Source organism: Paramagnetospirillum magnetotacticum MS-1 (genome assembly GCF_000829825.1).
Taxonomy (GTDB): Bacteria; Pseudomonadota; Alphaproteobacteria; order Rhodospirillales; family Magnetospirillaceae; genus Phaeospirillum; species Phaeospirillum magnetotacticum.
Window position 1 is genome coordinate 541,300 of record NZ_JXSL01000030.1, and the last position, 21,150, is coordinate 562,449.

General features: G+C 63.9%; 22 protein-coding genes. 10 read left to right on the forward strand and 12 right to left on the reverse strand.

Annotated elements, in window-relative coordinates:
• Positions 1 to 9: 9 nt before the first annotated feature.
• Together CCC_RS15110 and CCC_RS15115 are read left to right on the forward strand one after the other, a co-directional pair.
• On the forward strand, positions 10 to 2,766 hold the full coding sequence (locus CCC_RS15110; protein ID WP_236686418.1) for an FAD-binding and (Fe-S)-binding domain-containing protein: 2,757 nt from the start codon (positions 10 to 12) through the stop codon (positions 2,764 to 2,766).
• 66 nt (positions 2,767 to 2,832) lie between these two features.
• The gene (locus tag CCC_RS15115; RefSeq protein WP_009869901.1) at positions 2,833 to 3,597 is read left to right on the forward strand and encodes an enoyl-CoA hydratase-related protein; all 765 of its coding nucleotides are present in this window, start codon (positions 2,833 to 2,835) and stop codon (positions 3,595 to 3,597) included.
• A gap of 10 nt (positions 3,598 to 3,607) precedes the next feature.
• On the opposite strand, the gene CCC_RS15120 is transcribed toward CCC_RS15115, so the two are convergent.
• From CCC_RS15120 to CCC_RS15155, 8 genes are all read right to left on the reverse strand, one after another.
• Positions 3,608 to 4,222: an NMCC_0638 family (lipo)protein gene (locus tag CCC_RS15120; RefSeq protein ID WP_009869900.1), complete on the reverse strand. Its 615-nt coding sequence runs from the start codon at positions 4,220 to 4,222 to the stop codon at positions 3,608 to 3,610.
• Positions 4,219 to 4,803, reverse strand: coding sequence for an NMCC_0638 family (lipo)protein (locus CCC_RS15125; RefSeq protein WP_009869899.1), 585 nt, complete (start codon positions 4,801 to 4,803; stop codon positions 4,219 to 4,221). Before CCC_RS15125 ends, CCC_RS15120 begins: the two co-directional genes overlap by 4 nt.
• Positions 4,804 to 4,809: 6 nt before the next feature.
• On the reverse strand, positions 4,810 to 5,640 hold the full coding sequence (locus CCC_RS15130) for an acyl-ACP desaturase (RefSeq protein WP_041041986.1): 831 nt from the start codon (positions 5,638 to 5,640) through the stop codon (positions 4,810 to 4,812).
• 106 nt (positions 5,641 to 5,746) lie between these two features.
• Positions 5,747 to 6,148, reverse strand: coding sequence for a F0F1 ATP synthase subunit epsilon (locus CCC_RS15135; protein WP_009869897.1), 402 nt, complete (start codon positions 6,146 to 6,148; stop codon positions 5,747 to 5,749).
• 69 nt (positions 6,149 to 6,217) lie between these two features.
• Positions 6,218 to 7,642: a F0F1 ATP synthase subunit beta gene (gene atpD, locus CCC_RS15140; RefSeq protein WP_009869896.1), complete on the reverse strand. Its 1,425-nt coding sequence runs from the start codon at positions 7,640 to 7,642 to the stop codon at positions 6,218 to 6,220.
• A gap of 20 nt (positions 7,643 to 7,662) precedes the next feature.
• Complete coding sequence (locus CCC_RS15145; protein ID WP_041041988.1) at positions 7,663 to 8,547, reverse strand: F0F1 ATP synthase subunit gamma; 885 nt, start codon at positions 8,545 to 8,547, stop codon at positions 7,663 to 7,665.
• A gap of 22 nt (positions 8,548 to 8,569) precedes the next feature.
• Positions 8,570 to 10,099 carry a F0F1 ATP synthase subunit alpha gene (gene atpA / locus CCC_RS15150; protein WP_009869894.1) on the reverse strand — a complete coding sequence of 510 codons (1,530 nt, stop codon included), beginning with the start codon at positions 10,097 to 10,099 and terminating at the stop codon, positions 8,570 to 8,572.
• Positions 10,099 to 10,653, reverse strand: coding sequence for a F0F1 ATP synthase subunit delta (locus tag CCC_RS15155; RefSeq protein WP_041041990.1), 555 nt, complete (start codon positions 10,651 to 10,653; stop codon positions 10,099 to 10,101). The genes atpA and CCC_RS15155 overlap by 1 nt, the downstream gene beginning before the upstream one ends.
• 322 nt (positions 10,654 to 10,975) lie before the next feature.
• Between CCC_RS15155 and CCC_RS15160 the strand changes: the two genes are divergently transcribed.
• Positions 10,976 to 11,206, forward strand: coding sequence for an FmdB family zinc ribbon protein (locus CCC_RS15160; RefSeq protein WP_009869892.1), 231 nt, complete (start codon positions 10,976 to 10,978; stop codon positions 11,204 to 11,206).
• A gap of 120 nt (positions 11,207 to 11,326) precedes the next feature.
• On the opposite strand, the gene recQ is transcribed toward CCC_RS15160, so the two are convergent.
• Positions 11,327 to 13,150 (reverse strand): DNA helicase RecQ, encoded by a 1,824-nt coding sequence (gene recQ, locus CCC_RS15165; protein WP_009869891.1) that lies wholly within the window; start codon positions 13,148 to 13,150, stop codon positions 11,327 to 11,329.
• Positions 13,151 to 13,296: 146 nt separating this feature from the next.
• Between recQ and hisN the strand changes: the two genes are divergently transcribed.
• Positions 13,297 to 14,073 (forward strand): histidinol-phosphatase, encoded by a 777-nt coding sequence (gene hisN, locus CCC_RS15170; RefSeq protein WP_009869890.1) that lies wholly within the window; start codon positions 13,297 to 13,299, stop codon positions 14,071 to 14,073.
• A complete protein-coding gene (gene nth / locus CCC_RS15175; protein ID WP_009869889.1) occupies positions 14,070 to 14,705 on the forward strand; it encodes an endonuclease III in 636 nt (211 codons plus the stop codon). The genes hisN and nth overlap by 4 nt, the downstream gene beginning before the upstream one ends.
• Here the strand turns inward: nth and CCC_RS15180 are convergent.
• Both CCC_RS15180 and CCC_RS15185 read right to left on the reverse strand, forming a co-directional pair.
• Positions 14,702 to 15,112: a bacteriohemerythrin gene (locus tag CCC_RS15180; RefSeq protein WP_009869888.1), complete on the reverse strand. Its 411-nt coding sequence runs from the start codon at positions 15,110 to 15,112 to the stop codon at positions 14,702 to 14,704. The genes nth and CCC_RS15180 overlap by 4 nt on opposite strands.
• Before the next feature lie 118 nt (positions 15,113 to 15,230).
• On the reverse strand, positions 15,231 to 15,836 hold the full coding sequence (locus CCC_RS15185) for a DUF4337 domain-containing protein (protein WP_009869887.1): 606 nt from the start codon (positions 15,834 to 15,836) through the stop codon (positions 15,231 to 15,233).
• A gap of 57 nt (positions 15,837 to 15,893) precedes the next feature.
• On the opposite strand from CCC_RS15185, the gene CCC_RS15190 reads away from it, so the two are divergent.
• Together CCC_RS15190 and CCC_RS15195 are read left to right on the forward strand one after the other, a co-directional pair.
• Positions 15,894 to 16,169, forward strand: a complete 276-nt coding sequence (locus CCC_RS15190) for a YciI family protein (protein WP_009869886.1) — start codon at positions 15,894 to 15,896, stop codon at positions 16,167 to 16,169.
• Positions 16,169 to 16,582: an EVE domain-containing protein gene (locus CCC_RS15195; RefSeq protein ID WP_009869885.1), complete on the forward strand. Its 414-nt coding sequence runs from the start codon at positions 16,169 to 16,171 to the stop codon at positions 16,580 to 16,582. The genes CCC_RS15190 and CCC_RS15195 overlap by 1 nt, the downstream gene beginning before the upstream one ends.
• Before the next feature lie 16 nt (positions 16,583 to 16,598).
• On the opposite strand, the gene CCC_RS15200 is transcribed toward CCC_RS15195, so the two are convergent.
• Positions 16,599 to 17,216 (reverse strand): hypothetical protein, encoded by a 618-nt coding sequence (locus CCC_RS15200; protein ID WP_041041992.1) that lies wholly within the window; start codon positions 17,214 to 17,216, stop codon positions 16,599 to 16,601.
• Between the two features lie 556 nt (positions 17,217 to 17,772).
• On the opposite strand from CCC_RS15200, the gene CCC_RS15205 reads away from it, so the two are divergent.
• The 3 genes from CCC_RS15205 (at position 17,773) to CCC_RS15215 (ending at position 21,102) form a co-directional block, all read left to right on the forward strand.
• Positions 17,773 to 18,102 carry a Rieske (2Fe-2S) protein gene (locus CCC_RS15205; protein WP_009869884.1) on the forward strand — a complete coding sequence of 110 codons (330 nt, stop codon included), beginning with the start codon at positions 17,773 to 17,775 and terminating at the stop codon, positions 18,100 to 18,102.
• Between the two features lie 155 nt (positions 18,103 to 18,257).
• Positions 18,258 to 20,195, forward strand: coding sequence for an acetate--CoA ligase (gene acs / locus CCC_RS15210; protein WP_009869883.1), 1,938 nt, complete (start codon positions 18,258 to 18,260; stop codon positions 20,193 to 20,195).
• A 100-nt stretch (positions 20,196 to 20,295) separates the two neighbouring features.
• Positions 20,296 to 21,102: an alpha/beta hydrolase gene (locus CCC_RS15215; protein ID WP_236686419.1), complete on the forward strand. Its 807-nt coding sequence runs from the start codon at positions 20,296 to 20,298 to the stop codon at positions 21,100 to 21,102.
• Positions 21,103 to 21,150 lie beyond the last annotated feature (48 nt).

Below are 21,150 nucleotides of genomic sequence, written 5' to 3' on the forward strand. Positions count from 1 at the left end.
GTCGGCGTGATGCCGGTGGAACGCCTGATCACCGATCCGCTGCGCCGTCTGGCCTATGGCACCGATGCCAGCTTCTACCGCCTGGTGCCCCAGGTGGTGGCCGAAGTCAGGGACGAGGCCGAGGTCAAGGGCGTGCTGGCCGCCTGCCGCCGCTTTTGTGCCCCCGTCACCTTCCGCGCCGCCGGAACCTCGCTCTCGGGTCAGGCGGTCAGCGATTCCGTGCTGATGATCTTAGGGACCGGCTGGACCCAGGCCGTGGTCGAGGACGAAGGCAAACGCATCCGCCTGCAGCCCGGCGTCATCGGCGCCGAGGCCAACCGCCGCCTGGCCGCCTTCGCCCGCAAGATCGGACCCGACCCGGCCAGCATCGATTCGTGCAAGATCGGCGGCATCGCCGCTAACAATGCCAGCGGCATGTGCTGCGGCACCTCGGATAATTCCTACCAGACCCTGATGTCCATGCGTCTGGTCCTGGCCGACGGCACCCTGGTGGATACGGGCAATGCCGACAGCGTCGCCGCCTTCCGCGCCTCCCATTCCGAATTGCTGGCCAAGCTGGACGCCATGGGCAAACGGGTGCGGGGCGACGAGACCCTGGCGGGGCGCATCCGGCACAAATTCGCCATCAAAAACACCACGGGATATTCCCTGAATGCCCTGGTCGACTTCACCGATCCGCTGGATATCCTGACCCATCTGATGATCGGGTCCGAGGGCACGCTGGGCTTCATTGCCGAGATCACCTACCGCACCGTCCCGGAACATGCCCACAAGGCCAGCGCCCTGCTGCTGTTCCCCGACATCGCCGAGGCTTGCCGTACCGTGGCGCTGTTGAAGCAGGCCCCGGTTTCCGCCGTGGAGCTGATGGACCGCGCCAGTCTGCGCTGTGTCGAGGACAAGCCCGGCATGCCCGCCCAGATCCGGGGGCTGGCCGATGGCGTCACCGCCCTGCTGGTGGAGGCGCGCGGCGAGACGGCCGAAGATCTGGCCGTCAATCTGGCCGAAATCGCCTCGGTGCTGGCCGGCGTCACCACCGTGTTCCCGCCCGCCTTCACCGATGATCCTTACGAATACGGCAAGCTGTGGAAGATCCGAAAGGGCCTGTTCCCGGCGGTCGGCGCGGTGCGCCCGGTGGGCACCACGGTGATCATCGAGGATGTGGCCTTCCCCATCGCGTCGCTCGCCGCCGCCACCGTCGATCTCGAACATCTGTGCCGCAAGCACGGCTATGACGAGGCCATCATCTTCGGCCATGCCCTGGACGGCAATCTGCACTTCGTCTTCACCCAGGATTTCGGCATCAAGGCCGAGGTGGAGCGCTACGCCCGCTTCATGGACGAGGTCGCCGAACTCGTCGTCAGGAAATATGACGGCTCGTTAAAGGCCGAGCACGGCACGGGCCGCAACATGGCCCCCTTCGTGGAGATGGAATGGGGCGCCGAGGCCACGGGGCTGATGTGGGACATCAAGCATCTGCTTGATCCCCAGGGGCTGCTCAATCCCGGCGTTCTGCTGGACAGGGACCCCCATGCCCATCTGAACAACTTAAAGCCGCTGCCCGCCGCCGACGCGCTGGTCGATACCTGCATCGAATGCGGTTTCTGCGAGCGCATGTGCCCCAGCCACGGCCTGACGCTTTCGCCCCGCCAGCGCATCACCTCGTGGCGCGAGATCTCGCGCCGCGCCGCCGCCAACGAGAATGCCGACGAACTCCGGCGTCTTTACGGCTATCAGGGCATCGACACCTGCGCCGCCTGCGGGCTGTGCGCCACCTCCTGCCCGGTGGGCATCGAGACCGGACGTTTGACCAAGAGCCTGCGCGGACGCCGTCTGGGTTCGGGCGCCCATGCCATCGGCCAGTGGACGGCCCGACATTACGGCGCCGCCATGAGCGCCACCCGCTTTGGCCTGGGTGCCGCCGCCCTGGTTTCGAAAGTGGCCGGGCCGGGCGCCATGGCCGCCATGGCCAATGGATTGCGCAAATTGTCGGGCGGGCTGAGCCCCAAGATCGGGGAACATCTGCCCACCGCCGCGTCGTTCACGCCCCCGGTCAATGCCCAGACGGGCGAGCGAGTGGTCTATTTCCCCACCTGCGCCGCCCGCTCCATGGGTCCCGCCTCGGGCGACCCGGAAACGGACTCCCTGCCCACGGTCATGACCCGCGTGCTTCAGCGCGCCGGATTCGGAGTCGTGATGCCCGAAGGCCTGGACAATCTGTGCTGCGGCCAAGCCTTCGAGAGCAAGGGATTGCAGGCCACCGCCGATGCCAAGGCCGCCGAGTTGGAAGCCGCCCTGTTCAAGGCCTCGGACCATGGCAAACTGCCCATCGTCATGGATGCCTCGGCCTGTACCTGGCGCATGAAGACCTATCTGGGCAAGCGCCTCAAAGTGCTGGATTCGGTGGAATTCCTCCACGATGCCGTCCTGCCCCGTCTGTCGCCCAGGCCCCAGGACGCTCCCGTCCTGGTCCATGTCAATTGCGGCGCCCGCAAACAGGGCCTCGACGACAAGATGGTCGGCCTGGCCAAGGCCTGCGCCAAGACCGCCATCGTGCCCGAGGCCGTCGGCTGCTGCGGCTTTGCCGGTGACAAGGGCTTCACCACGCCCGAACTCAACGATCATGCGCTGCGCCATCTGGCCCCCCAGGTGCCGGCGGGTTGCGAGGCAGGCTATTCCTCCAACCGCACCTGCGAGATCGGCTTGGCCGATCATGCGGATGTGCCGTACCGCTCCATCGTCTATTTGCTGGATCGGGCGACACGCTAGGGGCTTGCTCACACTGAGCGCTCATGCCAGCCTCTCCTGCAAATAAATGCGCAAGGAGAGGCGGGAATGAGCGAGTTGGTACTGACCCATGTGGAATGCGGCGTTCAGGTGGTCCGCATGAACCGCCCGGACAAGAAGAACGCCCTGATCGGCGAGATGTACGCCGCCCTGGCCGAGGCTTTCGCCAAGGGCGAGGCCGATGACGAGGTCGGCGTCTTCCTGATTCTCGGCAGCCAGACCGACTTTTCCGCCGGCAACGATCTTCCCGACTTCCTGAGCTGGGAGGCGTTATCGGGCTCGGTGGCCGACCGGTTCATCCGTGCGGTGGCCGGGGCGAAGAAACCCGTGGTCGCCGCCGTGCGCGGCGCGGCCGTCGGCATCGGCTCGACCCTGCTGCCCCATTGCGATCTGGTCTATGCCGCGCCCGGCACCCGTTTCCACATGCCCTTCATCAATCTGGGCATCGTGCCCGAAGCCGGGTCCAGCCAAACCATGCCGTTGTTGGCCGGGCACCGCCGCGCCGCCGAGATGCTGATGCTGGGCGAGCCGTTCGGCGTGGAAACCGCCGAGGCCGTGGGCCTGATCAACGGCGTGGTGCCGGGAGAGGATCTGGAAGAGACCGCCATGGCGGCGGCGCGCAAGCTGGCGGCCAAGCCGCGTTCCATCCTGATGCAGATCAAGACGCTGATGAAGACTCCGCCCGAACCCATCATGGACCGCCTGACACGCGAGGCGCGAATCTTCGATGCCTGCCTGAAGGGCGAAGCCCTGACCGAGGCGGTCGCCGCCTTCAAGGAAAAGCGGGCGCCCGACTTTTCCAAGTGCCGGTAGATCGGTTCGGCTACTTCTTCAGGATCCGGCTGACCGACAGCATGGCTTCCATGGGTCGGCGGCCGGGGGCGGAGACCGAGGTGACCAGGGCCAGGGGCTGGCTGCCGTCCTCGCCCGTGCGCCGCCCCAGGTCGCGGGCGAACCAATCGGCGGGCATCAGGTAGTAATCGCTGATCGTTTGGCCGCTCTCGTCCCGAGCATCAAGGGCCAGCAACTGCGCACCCCCCTTCAGCCCACCGCGCTCCACCATGGACAGCAGGTGCCGCTGCAGCGAGGTGGCGTCGCCATATTCCGACCAAACGGTACAGATGCCGTCCTGGCCCATCACCAGGGTGATGGCCCCCAGTCCGGGACGGCGAAGCACGCGGACCAGACCCGAACGGCCCTTCAGGAAGGTCTCCGCCACATCGGGCGTCACATCGGCGAAACCGAACTCGCCCGTCGGTGCGGCAGAGGTGATGGTGGCGTTGTAATCGCCGATATTGAGCACGCAGATACGGCCCAGCACGGCGACCGCTAGCCGCGAGGTCTCGTCGCGGGTGGCCAGCCCACCCGCCGACTGGGCATGCCCGGCCACCGGCAGGGCGAGAAGGACGAGAATCAAGGCAAGGGTGATACGGCTCATGGCTGCCTCACGCCGATGGTGATGATGGCCTGCAAATCGGGATTGGCGTTTTCCGAGGTGGTGACGATCACCCGCAGCCCGGTAGGCTCCGAACCATGGCGCTTGACCAGTTCATCGCGGTAGGCCGCAGAAGGAAGCAGGTCGAGAAAGCGCGATGTCAAAGGCCCGTTCGCCTCGCGCCCGCCGGGCTGGACGTTGAAATAGCGCCCCACCGCCGCCTTCAAGTCCTTTTCCACCTGGGCGTTGATGGCCGCGCTGGGCACCCGGCGCACGAAGACCGCGCATTGCTCGTCCTTGGTGAGCAGAGCCAGTGTCACCCCGGCTTCCTCGCGAAGATAGGCCTCGCCTGGACGACCCTGGAGAAACGGCTTGGCCGCGGCGTCGGGCAGGCGGGGTAGATACAGGTCGCCGCCCTGCTGAAGCCGGTCGTGCAGTTTGTCCAGCGCGCCCACATGGGCGGCGCAACCGAACACGAAGGTGGCCGAGGCGATCTCGGCCACGCTCCGGGGCGGCTCGGCAGCTTCGACGCAGGAGGCCGCCAGGGCAAAGCCTACAGCCAGGGTGGAAAGAACGCGGCTCATCAATCCTTATACTCCCGAAGCCAGGCCCGACTGTCGCGAGCGCTGCTGCATCTTGACCCAGGCGAAGTCACGGGCGCGGCGTCCCAGCCAGCCCCTGGGGTCCAGTCCCACAGCCTTCACCACCATGCTGGCGGCGCGCTCGGCATGCACCTTGCCATACAGGGCATAGGCACGCAGGGCATAGGCCTGGTTACAGCGCCCCCGATCATAGGCCAAATCCTCCGGCTCGTTGGCGGCGTGCCAAGCATAGGCCAGTTCGTCGTCGTCGCTTTCACGAATTCTCCCCACCGCCACCAGGGCTCTTCGCCAGACCGGCAACCGGTCGCGGGCCTGGCAATCGCGCATGGCGGTGTAGAACAGCTTGAAATGCCGGAATTCGTCGCCGGCGATCCGATGGCAAAGCTCGCGCAGGACGGGTTCACGGCTGGCATCGCGGATCGCGGAATAGAAGGACGAGGTGCCGGTCTCGACGATGCACCGGGCCAGCAATTCGCCGGTGACCGATCCGCGCACCGAAGACTCGGCGTCCAGGGGGATGCGGTAGCCGTCGGTGAAGCGCTTGAAACGGGCCGCGAAATCGAAGCCGGGATCGGCCAGTTCCGCATAACGGCCCAGGGCATCGCCATGGCGGACTTCCTCGGCCCGCCATTGGTCCAGAAGAGCCACAAAGCCAGGGTCGTGCCGGAAGACCCGGCCAAGATAGACAGTGTAGTCGGCGGCATTGCGCTCGACCATGGCGGCGGCCTTGACGACCTTGAGGATATCGGGCTCCACCAGCCTGGGGTCGAAGCGGTCCCAGGCGATGTCTTCCGCGCTCCAGCCCTTTCTGACCCGCATGTCCACTCCTCTTGAAGCCCCCATTCTGTGGCAAGAAAGGGGATTTTCAAGACAAAAGGGCCGCCCCCGACGGGAGCGGCCCTTTCGCTATCGTGTCGTTCGCCGATCAGGCGACAGCGGCAGCCATGGCTTCGGCCACCAGCATCAGGCGGCTGGCGCTGGCCTTTTCCCGCTCCGACTTGGCGTCGTCCAGGGCATCCTTGGCGGCCTTCTTGCGGGCCTCGGCCAACTCGGCGGTCAGTTCGGCCACCGGAATAGCCTCCTCGGCCAGAACCGTGATGCGCTCCTCGTTGACCTCGGCGAAACCGCCAGCCACGAAGATGGAGGACGAAACCTTGCCGCCGTCATGGATGTCGATGACACCCGGACGCACGGTGGTGATCATGGGGGCGTGCAGAGCCAGGGCACCGAAGTCGCCTTCGGAACCAGGCACCACGACCATGTCCACCTTGGACGAAACCAACAGCTTCGCCGGGGACACCAATTCGAACTGAATCTTCTCGGCCATGCCGCGAGTCCTTCAACGTTTTAGCGGCGGGCGTCCAAGGACACCCGCCCCTAATTATTCCCGAAAGCCTTAGGCCGCTTCGGCGGCCATCTTCTTGGCCTTCTCGATCACTTCGTCGATGCCGCCGACCATGTAGAAGGCAGCCTCGGGCAGATGATCGTATTCGCCAGCCACGATGGCCTTGAAGCCCTTGATGGTGTCTTCGATGGCCACCAGCTTGCCCGGCGAGCCGGTGAAGATTTCGGCCACATGGAAGGGCTGGGACAGGAAGCGCTGGATCTTACGAGCGCGGGTCACCACCAGCTTGTCCTCTTCCGACAGCTCATCCATGCCCAGAATGGCGATGATGTCCTGCAGCGACTTGTAGGTCTGCAGGATGCGCTGCACGTCGCGGGCGGTCTGGTAGTGGTCGTTGCCGACCACGCGGGGGTCCAGAACGCGCGACGTGGAGTCGAGCGGATCCACGGCCGGGTAGATGCCCAGCTCGGCGATCTGACGATTCAGCACGGTGGTGGCGTCCAAGTGGGCGAAGGACGTGGCCGGAGCCGGGTCGGTGAGATCGTCGGCGGGCACGTAAATGGCCTGCACCGAGGTGATCGAGCCCTTCTTGGTCGAGGTGATGCGTTCCTGCAGAGCGCCCATGTCGGTGGCGAGAGTGGGCTGATAGCCCACCGCCGACGGGATGCGGCCCAGCAGAGCGGACACTTCGGAACCGGCCTGGGTGAAGCGGAAGATGTTGTCCACGAAGAACAGCACGTCCTGGCCTTCCACGTCGCGGAAATACTCGGCGACGGTCAGACCCGACAGGGCGACGCGGGCACGGGCGCCCGGGGGCTCGTTCATCTGGCCATAGACCAGGGCCACCTTGGAGCCCGGGCCGTCCAGCTTGATAACGCCCGACTCGATCATTTCGTGATAGAGGTCGTTGCCTTCGCGGGTACGCTCGCCCACACCGGCGAACACGGAGTAACCACCGTGCGCCTTGGCGATGTTGTTGATCAGCTCCATGATCAGCACGGTCTTGCCCACGCCGGCGCCGCCGAACAGGCCGATCTTGCCGCCCTTGCAGTAGGGAGCCAGCAGGTCGATGACCTTGATGCCGGTGACCAGGATCTCGGTCTCGGTGGACTGGTCCACGAAGTCCGGGGCGTCCGCATGGATCGGCAGGGTGGTCTTGTTGCCGATGGGGCCGCGCTCGTCGATGGGCTCGCCGATCACGTTGATGATACGGCCCAGGGTCTCGGGGCCGACGGGCATCTGGATGGCGGCGCCGGTGTCCACCACTTCGGTGCCCCGCGTCAGGCCGTCCGTGGAGTCCATGGCGATGGTACGCACGGTGGACTCGCCCAGATGCTGAGCGACTTCGAGAACCAGCTTCTTACCCTGATGTTCCAGGTGAAGCGCGCTGAGGATGGCCGGCAGCTGGCCGTCGAAGCGCACGTCCACGACGGCGCCCAGGACCTGGGTAATCGTGCCGACGTTCTTGTTTGCCATGGTGTGCTCCTAGTCTTCCGTCACAGCGCTTCAGCGCCGGAGATGATTTCGATCAGTTCCTTGGTGATCTGGGCCTGGCGCGACCGGTTGTACTTGATCGCCAAGGCATTGATCATGTCGCCCGCATTGCGCGTCGCGTTGTCCATCGCGGTCATGCGCGCGCCCTGCTCCGAGGCCTGGCTTTCCAGCAAGGCACGGAACATCTGGGTAGCCAGATTGCGCGGCAGGATCTCGGCCAGGATTTCCTCTTCGCTGGGCTCGAACTCGTAGATGGCCTTGGGTCCGGTGTCGGACTTGGCGGCCTGTTCGGGCACCGGGAAGGGGATGACCTGCTGACGGGTCACTTCCTGGGCGATCGCCGATTTGAACTTGTTATAGATCACGGTGCAGACATCGAATTCTTCGCCATCGAACATGGCGGAGATCTGCGACGCGACCTGATCGGCCTCGGCGAAGACGATGCCCTTGCGGCCCAGCTGCTCGAAACCTTCGATCATGTACTGGCCGTAATCGCGACGCAGCTGCTCGCGGGCCTTGCGGCCCACCGGCATGATCTTGACGACCTTGCCCTGCTTCAGCAGATCCGCCGCCATCGCCTTGGTGGCGCGGACGATGGAGGAGTTGAAGCCGCCACACAGACCGCGATCGGCGGTCACGGCGACGAGCAGATGCACCTTGTCGGTTCCGGTGCCGGTGAGCATGCGGGGCGCACCCGACTGGCCAGCCAAGCTGGCGGCCAGGGTGCCCAACATGCGCTCCATGCGCTCGGCGAAGGGCCGTGCCGCTTCCGCCGCGGTTTGCGCGCGGCGGAGCTTCGAGGCAGCGACCATCTTCATGGCGGACGTGATCTTACGCGTCGATTTGACGCTTACGATCTTCGTCCGTAGGTCCTTGAGACTCGCCATAACCTAAACTCCCTTGGGACGGTTAAGCGAAAGTCTTGGAGAACGCGTCGAGGAACGCCTTGAGCTTCTCTTCGGTCTGGGCGCTGATCTGCTTCTCGGTGGCGATGGTGGAGAGGATCTCCGGAGCCTTCGACTTGATTTCCGACAGCAGGGACGACTCGAAGCGGCCAACCTGGCGCACATCGATCTTGTCCAGATAGCCCTTCACACCGGCGTAGATGGAAATGACTTCCTCTTCGGTGGCCATGGGCGAGAACTGCGGCTGCTTCAGCAGCTCGGTCAGACGCGCGCCACGGGCCAGCAGCTTCTGGGTGGCCGGATCCAGGTCGGAAGCGAACTGCGCGAAGGCAGCCATTTCACGATACTGGGCCAGTTCCAGCTTGATGGAGCCCGCAACCTGCTTCATCGCCTTGATCTGGGCGGCGGAGCCGACGCGCGACACCGACAGACCGACGTTCACGGCGGGGCGGATGCCCTTATAGAACAGTTCGGTTTCCAGGAAGATCTGGCCGTCGGTGATCGAGATCACGTTGGTGGGGATGTAGGCGGACACGTCGTTGGCCTGGGTCTCGATGACCGGCAGAGCGGTCAGCGAACCGGCACCGGCGGCGTCGCCCATCTTGGCGGCGCGCTCGAGCAGACGCGAGTGCAGATAGAACACGTCGCCCGGATAGGCTTCGCGGCCCGGCGGACGGCGCAGCAGCAGCGACATCTGACGATAGGCGACGGCCTGCTTGGAGAGATCATCATAAATGATCAGGGCATGCATGCCGTTGTCACGGAAATACTCGCCCATGGTGCAGCCGGCATAGGGAGCGATGAACTGCAGCGGAGCGGGCTCCGACGCGGTCGCGGCCACCACGATGGTGTAGTCCATGGCGCCGTAATCGGTCAGGGTCTTGACGATCTGGGCGACGGTGGAGCGCTTCTGACCGACGGCGACGTAGATGCAGAACAGCTTCGCCTTCTCGTCGTTGGCGTCGTGCCAGCGCTTCTGATTGATGATGGTGTCGACCAGGATGGCGGTCTTGCCGGTCTGGCGGTCACCGATGACCAGCTCGCGCTGACCGCGGCCGATGGGGATCAGGGCGTCCACGGCCTTGATGCCGGTGGACATGGGCTCGTGCACCGACTTACGCGGAATGATGCCCGGCGCCTTGACGTCGACGCGCTGACGCGAAGCCGCCTCGATGGGGCCCTTGCCGTCGATGGGATTGCCCAGAGCGTCAACGACGCGGCCCAGCAGACCCTTGCCCACGGGCACGTCCACGATGGAGCCGGTACGCTTGACGACGTCGCCTTCCTTGATGTTGCGGTCGTCGCCGAAGATCACGACACCGACATTGTCGGTCTCGAGGTTCAGCGCCATACCCTTGATGCCACCCGGGAATTCGACCATCTCGCCGGCCTGGACCTTGTCGAGGCCGTGCACGCGGGCGATACCGTCACCGACAGACAGCACCTGACCGACCTCGGCAACTTCCGCCTCGGTCCCGAAGGTGGCGATCTGTTGCTTGAGGATTGCGGAGATTTCCGCGGCGCGGATTTCCATTATCCAACCCCTTTCATAGCGAGCTTGAGATGCTGCAGCTTCGTCTTGAGCGAGCTGTCAACCATGCGGGAACCGACCTGAACCACCAGGCCGCCCAGCAAGCTGGGATCAACCTTGACTTCAACGGCAACATTGCCGCCGAAGGCCGCCTTGAGAGCGGTGGTAAGGGCGTCTTGCTGGGCCGGCGTGAGAGCCACGGCGGAAGCTACCGTCGCGGACTTTTCCCCGCGACGGGCCGCCAACCGGCCAAGATAGGATGCAATCACCCCCGGAAGGGTGTGCAGCCGGCGGTTTTGCGCCGCCAGACCTAGAAATTTGTTCGTCAGCTCGGAAAAACCGGCGGCCTTGGCAACGGCGGAGATCGCCTTGCCCTGGTCGGTACGGCTCAGCACGGGGCTGTCGACGACGCGGCGCAGGTCAGCGCTTTCGCGCAGCATGGCCTGGAGCGTCTTGAGATCACCGGCAACCTGATCAAGCGAGCCTGAAGAATCGGCCAACTCGAAGAGAGCGGTGGCATAGCGGTCGGCGATCACGCCAATAGTTTCGGAAGGCACCTGGGCAAGTCCTTGGATAGGGTCGAACCGGCAGCCGTAACCTATTGAAAGGCAACATAATTCTGGCGCCTACAGGATTTACCCCCCTGACGGCGCGTCGGTTAACTAGCACATAGAGTTTTGCGTTGCAAGACGAGTCCTGCCCATTCGGGGGAGGAGATCGAATTATCCTTCATGCGCTGAACGCGTGGCTGCGCGCCAAAACGAGGGTGGGGGCTCGGGTGGGACGACCTACCCGTCCACAACATTTTTTTTCGTTCCCCCCGGACGGGATGGTAATCTCGGCCGCCGCCGCCTTCGCTTTGCCGCTTCGAGGAACCCGATGCCCTACTACACCTTTCGCTGCACCGGCTGCGACACCGTGTTCGAGACCCTGGTCCGGTCGTCCGACACCCCCACCTGCCCCCAATGCGCCAGCGAGGCCCTGGAGCGCCAGATGGGCGCCACGGCACCCGCCGCCAAGACCCCCGGCGTGGTCAGCCAGGCCCGCGCCCGCGCCGCCCGTGAGGGGCATTTCAGCAATTACTCCCGCTCGGAGATGAAGCGGAAATAGCGGTTTGGCTTGTCATCCCGACGCCTTGGGCCGAGGGATCTCATCCTGGCACGGCTTTTCTAAAACCTGCACCAATGGTCCAGGCGGAGATCCCTCGCAATCGCTCGGGATGACAAGGTTCTATTGCCCCTCGAAACCCGCCACCGCGTCCAGCAGGATCTGGCCATAGCGCTCGCGCTTGGCCTCGCCCAATCCGGCGATGGCGGCCAGATCCTCCATCTGGCGGGGCCGTTGGCGGGCGATGTCGAGCAAGGTGGAATCGTGCCAGATGACATAGGGCGGAACCCCCTGAGCCTTGGCCAGGGCCATGCGCGCGGCCCGCAGATGCTGGAACAGGGCCTCGTCGGCCGGATCGCTGAGCGGCGCGGCGGATTTTTTGCCCGCCGAGGTCTTGGACTTGCCCTTGACCGGCAGGGGATCGCGCCGCAGATCCACGCGCATTTCGCCGCGCAGGACAGGGCGGCAGGTCTCGGTCAGCTTGAAGGCTCCATGGCCTTCGGTGTCGATGGACAGCAGCCCCGCCGCCACCAATTGCCGCAGCACGGAGCGCCACTGATCGGCGGGCAGTTCGGTGCCGATACCATAGGTGCTGAGCTTGTCATGGCCGAAGCGCCGGATCTTTTCGTTGTCCTTGCCCAGCAGCACGTCGATGACATGGCCGCCGCCGAAGCTTTCCCCAGTGCGATAGACGCATGACAGCGCCTTGCGCGCCAGTTCCGTGCCGTCGAACGAGGCCACCGGCTCCAGGCAGGTATCGCAATTGCCGCAAGGGGGATGCCCCATCTCGCCGAAATATTCCAGCAGCACCTGACGGCGACAGCGGGTGGTCTCGCACAGGCCCAGCAGGGCGTTGAGCTTCTGGCGCTCGATGCGCTTCTGGGCGTCCGAAGCCTGACTCGACGCGATGAACTGGCCCAGCTTGCCCACGTCTTCCAGGCCATAGGCCATCCAGGCATCGGCGGGCAGGCCGTCGCGCCCGGCACGGCCGGTTTCCTGGTAATAGGCTTCCAGACTCTTGGGCAGATCCAGATGGGCGACAAAGCGCACATCGGGCTTGTCGATCCCCATGCCGAAGGCGATGGTCGCCACCATCACGATGCCCTCTTCGCGCAAGAAGCGCTGCTGGTTGGCGGCCCGCACCGGCTGGTCCAGCCCGGCATGATAGGCCAGGGCGGTATAGCCCTTACCCGCCAGCCAGGAGGCGGTCTCCTCCACCTTGGCCCGAGACAGGCAGTAGACGATGCCCGATTCCGCCCCCGGCCCGCCGTGCTCGGCCTCCAGGAAGCGGGCCAATTGCTCGCGGGCGTTGTTCTTGGTGGCGATGCGGTAGCGGATATTGGGCCGGTCGAATCCGGCGATGAATTGCCGCCCCTCCTGAAGATTGAGACGCTCGGCGATATCCTTGCGGGTGGGACCATCGGCGGTGGCGGTCAGGGCGATGCGCGGCACGGAGGGGAAGCGTTCGTGCAGCAAGGCAAGCTGCAGATATTCCGGGCGGAAATCGTGTCCCCACTGCGACACGCAATGGGCCTCGTCGATGGCGAACAGGGCGATGCGGCAGTCTTCGAGCAGCGCCAGGAAGCCGGGCAGGACCAGGCGCTCGGGCGCCACATAGACCAGATCCAGCTCTCCCGCCTGCATGCGGCGTTCGATGACACGCGCCTCGTCTGGACTGCGGGCCGAGTTGAGAGCGGCGGCGCGCACGCCCAGCTGATTCAGGGCCTCCACCTGATTTTGCATCAGGGCGATCAGCGGCGAGACCACGATGGCCACACCGTCGCGGCACAGGGCCGGAACCTGATAGCACAGCGACTTGCCCGCGCCGGTGGGCATCAGGACCAGGGCGTCGCCGCCCTCCACCACATGGCGGATCACCTCTTCCTGCTGGCCGCGAAAGGCGGGAAAGCCGAAGACCGTTTTCAGGATATGGAGGGGTACGGGCATGAATATCCACGAAAGCTGATGGCTGGCCCCGGTTGTAGCAGCCTTCGCCGAATCGGAACAGGTCGCCCTTGTCGGCAAGGCTCTGTTCATGCCTCGGGTTTCGCGCCACACTCGGGCGCGTCGCAACGGCACGGAAACCTTCAAACATGACCGCCTGTCCCGCCCCATTCATCGCCCTGGCCGAGAAACTGGCCGATGCCGCCCGTCCGGTGGTGAAGAAATATTTCCGCACCCCCGTGGCGGTGGACGACAAGGCAGATGCCAGCCCGGTGACCATCGCCGACCGCGAGGTGGAAGCGGCCATGCGCGCCATCCTGGCCGCCGAGGTCCCCAGCCACGGCATCCTGGGCGAAGAGCATGGGGCGGAACATTGCGACGCCGAATATGTCTGGGTCCTGGACCCCATCGACGGCACGGCGGCCTTCATCACCGGCAAGCCCAGCTTCGGCACCCTGATCAGTCTTGCCCATAACGGCAAGCCCATCCTGGGCCTCATCGACCAAGCCTTCACCCATGAGCGCTGGCTGGGCGCCATGGGGCGGCCCACCACACTGAACGGCCAGCCCGCGCGGGTGCGGGCCTGTCCCGATCTGGCCCATGCCTATGCCTTCACCACGGCGCCGGAACTGTTTTGCGAGGCGACCCGGCCCGGCTGGGACCGCATCGCCAAGGCCTGCAAGCGGCCCCGCTATGGCTGTGACTGTTACGCCTATGCCCTGCTGTCCTCGGGCTTTTGCGATCTGGTGGTGGAGGCGGGATTAAAGCCCTACGACTTCGCCGCCCTGGTGCCGGTGGTGGAAGGAGCGGGCGGCATCATGACCGACTGGTCGGGCAAGCCGCTTTCCATCCACTCGGACGGCCGGGTCTGCGCGGCGGGCGATGCGCGTCTGCATGCGGAGGCTTTGAGGGTTCTCAACCAATGACCCCCAAACAGGCCGATCTGTTTTTCGCCCGTCTGGCCGAACGCAACCCCGAGCCCAAGAGCGATCTGCAATATTCCGATCCCTACACCCTGCTGGTGGCGGTGGTGCTGTCGGCCCAGGCCACCGATGCCGGGGTCAACAAGGCCACGGCTCCGCTCTTCGCCCGCGTCGCCACACCCCAGGCCATGGTGGAATTGGGCGAGGAGGGGCTGGCCCAATCCATCCGCACCATCGGTCTGTACAAGACCAAGGCGAAGAACGTCATCGAACTGTCTCGCCGCCTGCTCGCCCTTCACGGCGGTCAGGTTCCCCATGACCGCGCCGCGCTGGAAGCCCTGCCGGGCGTCGGGCGCAAGACCGCCAATGTGGTGCTCAACATCGCCTTCGGTGAACCCACCATCGCCGTGGACACCCATTGCTTCCGGGTCGCCAACCGCACAGGCCTGGCGCCGGGCAAGACTGTGGAACTGGTGGAACAGGCGCTGATGAAGGCGACTCCGGCGAAATGGCTGCAACACGCCCATCACTGGCTGATCCTGCACGGCCGCTATACCTGCAAGGCCCGAAAGCCCGAATGCGGGGCTTGCGCGGTCAGGGATCTGTGCGCCTTCGAGGGCAAGGAAGCCCTTTAACGCCTGCCGGCCACATAGGGTTTGAATTCCATATCGTTGTTGACGATATGGCTGACCAGCCAGGTGGCCAGAGAATCGCCCAGGGTGCGGATGATGCCGGTCCGCACCTCGTCGCAGCCATCGGCGAAATGGGCCAGGATGGCATCCAGGCGCTTGAGCAGCATTTCATGGGCGGTGCGGTGGGATTCGGTCTCGGGGAAGCCCACCGAGGCCTGCAACTCCTCCTCGCGGGCGAAGTGTAGGCGGCATAGATCGGCCAGGTCCTGAAGCGTCCGCCCGACGGCGGCGCAGTCGATCTCGGAACAGACCGCCGCTTCCAACTGGGCGATCAGCTCGATCATCCGCCGATGGTCGGCATCGATGCTCGGATCGCCGACCGCCAGCGCCTCACTCCAGGCGATTGACATCAGACCCCTCCCGGTCGATACCCGAACTCCCGACAAGGACTGTACCCGAGGCGGGGAGAGGGGGAAAGCCGGATGATGGTCGCATCTCCCGGCGCCCAAGGATCACAGATGCCAGGGATCAAAGATGAATGAGCGTCGGCGCCAGCCAGCCCAGCAGGCCGAAGGCGATGCCCAGCGCCCCCAATCCGCCCGACACGAAGGACAGGACCAGCATGCCGGTCACCACCGAGGCCGAGGCCAGGACGATGGCGATCTGCAGGGCGGCTGCGCCGTATTCGAACATGTGATAGGCCGAAAGCGCCGTGTCGCGCCGCGCCTCTTCGGCCTTGGCCTTGGCGGCCAGTTCCTTGCGGCCCTCGCCGGTTTCAGGCTCGGAATCATAGCGGGTCGCGGTGGCGCGCCACTCGGCGACCTTCTTGGTCACGCCCTCGGATGGCGGAACCGAAAGCTCCAGCGCATCCGCCGAGGTGCGCAGCATGGTCGAGCGGATATGCTTGGCCTGATAGAAGGCCCACAGGTCGTTGGCGTGAATATTGGCCGCCAGCGAGGTGTTCTGGGCGCTTTTGCCACCTGCCTCCATGATGGCCAGCAAGGCGGCGAGAACGCTGATCAGTACCGCGATCTTCTTGTTGCGGCTGGCCTTGCCTTCCTTGTGGGCGTGTTCTTCATGGTGGTCGTGATGGGCGACCTCGTGGATGGTCTCGTGCGTCTCGTGGGCTTCCATGACCGGCCTTTTTTCCGTTACCTTGTGTCTTCATAACCGAATTCGGAGTACCAGAGTATGTTCATGGTCCAGTGCAAGGACAAGCCCGGTCATCTTCAGACCCGCCTCGACAACCGCGCCGCCCATCTGGAATACGCCAAGGGCTTTGGCGCCAAGATCGTCATCGGCGGCCCGCTGCTGACCGATGACGGCCAAGGCATGATCGGCAGTGCCTTCGTGTTCGATACCGACGACCGCGCCGAACTGGACGCCTTCCTGGTCAATGATCCCTACGCCAAGGCCGGTCTGTTCGAAAGCGTCACCGTCATCCGCTACAAGAAGGTTCTGCCCTGATGGCCTTCTGGCTGGTCAAGTCCGAACCCGGCGCCTGGTCGTGGGACGACCAGATGCGCGACGGCGTGACCGCCTGGACCGGGGTGCGCAACTACCAGGCCTGCAACAACCTGAAGGCCATGAAGCTGGGCGATAAGGCGTTCTTCTATCACTCGGTGGACGAAAAGCGCATCGTCGGCGTGGTCGAGGTGGTGCGCGAAGCCTATCCCGACCCCACCGCCGAGGATCCCCGCTGGATGTGCCCGGACTTGAAAGCGGTGGCGCCCCTGGCCCGGCCGATCACCCTGGCCGAGATCAAGGCTGATCCCCGTCTGGCGGAACTGCCGCTACTGCGCCAGAGCCGCCTGTCGGTCTGCCCCGTGGACGCGGATGCGTGGCGGCTGATCTGCGACCTGGGAGGGGTGAAGGTGTGAAACCCCTCCCAATGTTTCATTTCTTGCAGGCCTGCAGCCTAAGTGCGCCGAACACGGCTTGGTCTAATATATGTACTAAATGATGCGGGCCGAAGGTCCGATAGCGCTGATTATAAATAAGGTTCTCGTATGTCGAGCCCTTGTCAGCCTCATGCTGGGGTCCAGCATCCCGCTGGGACGGGAAATTCATATAGGCCCTGAGATATTCTCGCAGAATTTTGGCATCAACGGCAGTGGTATGACCAGTTCCGTCGCCATGCTCCGTCGGGTAAAACCCGCGTTCTGCAAACTCCAGCAAATTTCGGCCTGCGATGCGGATTGCAATGCGCTCATTAATGTCATGTATCTCCATTTCTGGGGAAATACTGTCGCCCTCAGCTTCAAGGTGCTTTATGAGGTATGCATTACTGATCGGCTTTAATTTTCGAATCCAGAAGGCCTGATAGGATATGTATTTGATAGGGGAGAAGCCATTCTTATGCTTTTCCCCTAAGCGTTTTGCGTCATGCTCCCACCGCTGCGCAACATCAAACAAGCGCATCATTGATACGCTGGCATGAACCTGCAACGCATCCAGCCCTGCGTGGATGGCCTTATTCAAGTCAATTGCGCGCATCCATCTGCGGGCATCCATCTGCGGGCATCATCATTAGGCTGATCGTTAGACACATCCGACACAGCATAAACCTTTAATGCGGGAAACTTGAGGCAAAAAAATTATTCAAGATGATCCGGGAATATGTCCGAAACATCATCAGGTCGCTCAGCAACACGCCGCAGCACATCGCATGCAACCTCAAACGTGCAGCCGGAGTTATTCGGCTCAGAGCGCATCAGGTGGGAGTTGGTCATGCGCGAAGCTAATTCCGTGATTTTGGATGCATCGACCTGAAGCCAGTCACGACCATCCGGAATTCTGTACGTCATGGAGCGGCCTTTCGAGCATTCGGAAGGGGCGGGTTCTGGCATGAAACAAACAGCCCGTCAACACCAATGTGTTCCGCCAAATTCAGGGGGCAACCCCATCAAGGGCGTTCCTCCCGCTGGCGAACACTACATTTATATGGCCACAATAGGAATTGCTACAATAGGAAGAATTGACTCGGCAAGGATTGAATGACTCGCCCTCATTGATCTGAATTCGTTACATTGCCTTGATGACTTGTCATTCTGGATGCGGATTCACCATTATGAAAGCCCTCTGCTCCCTCGACTCCATCCCCGATCCCGGCGCGCGCGAGTTCCGGGCCATGGTGGATGGCGAGAAGCGCCGGGTCTTTGTGGTGCGCCGGGGTGGGCAGGTGTTCGGATATGTCAATTCCTGCCCCCATATCGGGGCGCCGCTCAACCTTGAGGACAACAAGTTCCTGGATCTCTTCCAGACCTCCATCGTCTGCGCCAACCATTTCGCCCTGTTCGAGATCGACAGCGGGATGTGTACGCGCGGCCCCTGCAATGGCCGCTCGCTTCAGCCCTTTCCCGTCGAGGTCAGGGATGAGCAGGTTATTCAATTGGAATAATTGTAATTCCACAACGGCATGGCACCTACCCCTTTGAGCGGGCTTGTGTCGTCGTGGCGACTCGAACATAATCGTCAGCCTGCTTACCTGGGGAAACATCCCGCGCCAGCCAACAAATGGACGCGGGTCAATCAGAAAAGGGAGACACCCCCAAGATGTCCGAGGTCTATCCTGTGCCCGCTGAGACCGCGAAGAACGCTCTCATCGATAATGATAAGTACAATGCATGGTATGAGCGCTCGGTGAAGGACCCTGACGGGTTCTGGGGCGAGCATGGCAAGCGCATCGACTGGATCAAGCCCTACACCAAGGTGAAGAACGTCTCCTATTCCGGCGACGTCAGCATCAAGTGGTTCGAGGACGGCACCCTGAACGTGTCGGCCAACTGCCTGGACCGCCACCTGGCCAAGCGCCGGGACCAGACCGCCATCATCTGGGAAGGCGACGACCCCAACGAGTCCGCCCACATCACCTATGGCGATCTGCACGAGCGCGTCTGCCGTCTGGCCAATGCCATGACCGATCTGGGCGTGAAGAAGGGTGACCGCGTCACCATCTATCTGCCCATGATCCCCGAAGCCGCGGTGGCCATGCTGGCCTGCGCCCGCGTCGGCGCGGTCCATTCCATCGTGTTCGGCGGCTTCTCGCCCGACGCCCTGGCCGGCCGCATCCAGGATTGCGATTCCTCGCTGCTGATCACCGCCGACGAAGGTCTGCGCGGCGGCCGCAAGGTTCCGCTGAAGGTCAATGCCGACAAGGCGCTGGAGACCTGCTGGTCGTGCAAGTCCGTCATCGTGGTCAAGCGTACCGGTGGCGACGTCCACATGGTTACGGGGCGTGACCATTGGTACCACGACATCGTCGCCAAGGCCTCGCCGACCCATACCCCCGTCGAGATGAGCGCGGAAGACCCGCTGTTCCTGCTCTACACCTCGGGCTCGACCGGCAAGCCCAAGGGCGTGGTTCACACCACCGGCGGCTATCTGGTCTATGCCTCCATGACCCATCAATACGTCTTCGACTATCACGAGGGCGAGGTCTACTGGTGCACCGCCGATGTGGGCTGGGTCACGGGTCACTCCTACATCGTCTATGGTCCGCTGGCCAACGGCGCCATCACCCTGATGTTCGAGGGCATTCCCAACTACCCGACCGTGTCGCGCTTCTGGGATGTGGTCGACAAGCACAAGGTCAACATCTTCTACACCGCGCCCACCGCCATCCGCTCGCTGATGCGCGAAGGCGAGGAGCCGGTCAAGAAGACCAGCCGCAAGTCCCTGCGTCTGCTGGGTTCGGTGGGCGAGCCCATCAATCCGGAAGCCTGGACCTGGTACCACCGCGTGGTGGGCGACAACCGCTGCCCCATCGTGGATACCTGGTGGCAGACCGAGACCGGCGGCATCCTGATCACCCCGCTGCCGGGCGCCACCGCGCTCAAGCCCGGTTCGGCGACCCGCCCGTTCTTCGGCGTCAAGCCGGTGATGGTCGATGCCGAGGGCAAGACCCTGGAAGGCGCCACCGAGGGCAACCTCTGCCTGGCCGAGCCCGGCTGGCCCGGCCAGATGCGCACCCTGTGGGGCGATCACGACCGCTTCATCCAGTCGTACTTCGCCACTTATAAGGGCATGTACTTCACCGGTGACGGCGCGCGACGCGACGAGGACGGCTATTACTGGATCACCGGCCGCGTCGACGACGTGATCAACGTGTCCGGTCACCGCATGGGCACCGCCGAGGTGGAATCCGCCCTGGTCGCCCATCCCAAGGTGGCCGAGGCCGCCGTGGTCGGCTATCCGCACGACATCAAGGGCCAGGGCATCTATGCCTATGTCACCCTGATTCAGGGCGAGGAGCCGTCCGAGGATCTGCGTAAGGAACTGGTCAACTGGGTCCGCAAGGAAATCGGCCCCATCGCCAGCCCCGACCTGATCCAGTGGTCGCCGGGCCTGCCCAAGACCCGTTCGGGCAAGATCATGCGCCGCATCCTGCGCAAGATCGCCGAGAACGATTTCGGCTCGCTGGGCGACACCTCGACGCTGGCCGATCCGACGGTGGTCGATGACCTCATCGACAGCCGCATGAATCGCGGCTAATACTCCACGTTAAGTGGGAAGACCGGGGCCCGCGAAGCCGTTCGCGGGCCCCAACCTTTTTGGGGCCCGCCCTTCTTGGGAAAGGATACGCTTCGTGCTGATGATCATGGTCAAGACGGTGCTGGGCCTGGGCGGGGTGTACCTGCTGCTGGTCGGTTTCGTCGCCCTGATGCAGCGCGACATGATCTACCATCCCGGCAAGACCCGCACCCGCCCCGACGAAGCCGGGCTGCCCGAGATGGTGCCGGTCCCCATCAAATCCGCCGATGGCTGGATCGCCACGAGCTGGTATGCCGCCCCCAGGTCCCCGGGCCGCCCGACCGTGGTCTTCTTTCACGGAAATTCCGGCACCCTGGCCGACCGCGCACACAAGGCCCGCGCCTTTCTCGACGCCGGGATGGGAGTTCTTCTGGTCGAATACCGGGGCTATGGCGGCAATGCCGGACGCCCCAGCGAAAGGGGGCTTTACGCCGATGCCGAGGCGGCCATGCGCTGGCTGATCGGCCAGGGCGTCTCCTCGCGCCGCCTGGTCCTTTACGGAGAATCCCTGGGCTCGGGCATCGCCATGGAAATGGCCATCCGGTACGAGGTGATGATGGTGGTGCTGGAAAGCCCCTTCACCTCGCTGGCCGATCTGGCGCCCGCCTATGTGCTGCCCCCGCTGGCCCAGTTGCTGACCTGGGACCGTTACGACAACCTGATCAAGGCGCCCAGCCTGCGCGTGCCGCTGCTGGTGGTCCATGGCGGCAAGGATACACTCGTGCCAGTGATCATGGGCCACGCGGTACTGAATGCCGCCGACACCATCAAGGAAGGGCTTTTCCTTCCCGAAGCGGGCCACAACGATTTGTGGGAGCATGGCGCGTCCAAGAAGATTCTGGACTTCATCGCGCGACGTGCCTTGTAGTTTCTTGAGCCCTTGCTCCGAAGCCCCTCTGCCTGTATGAGTTTCCTC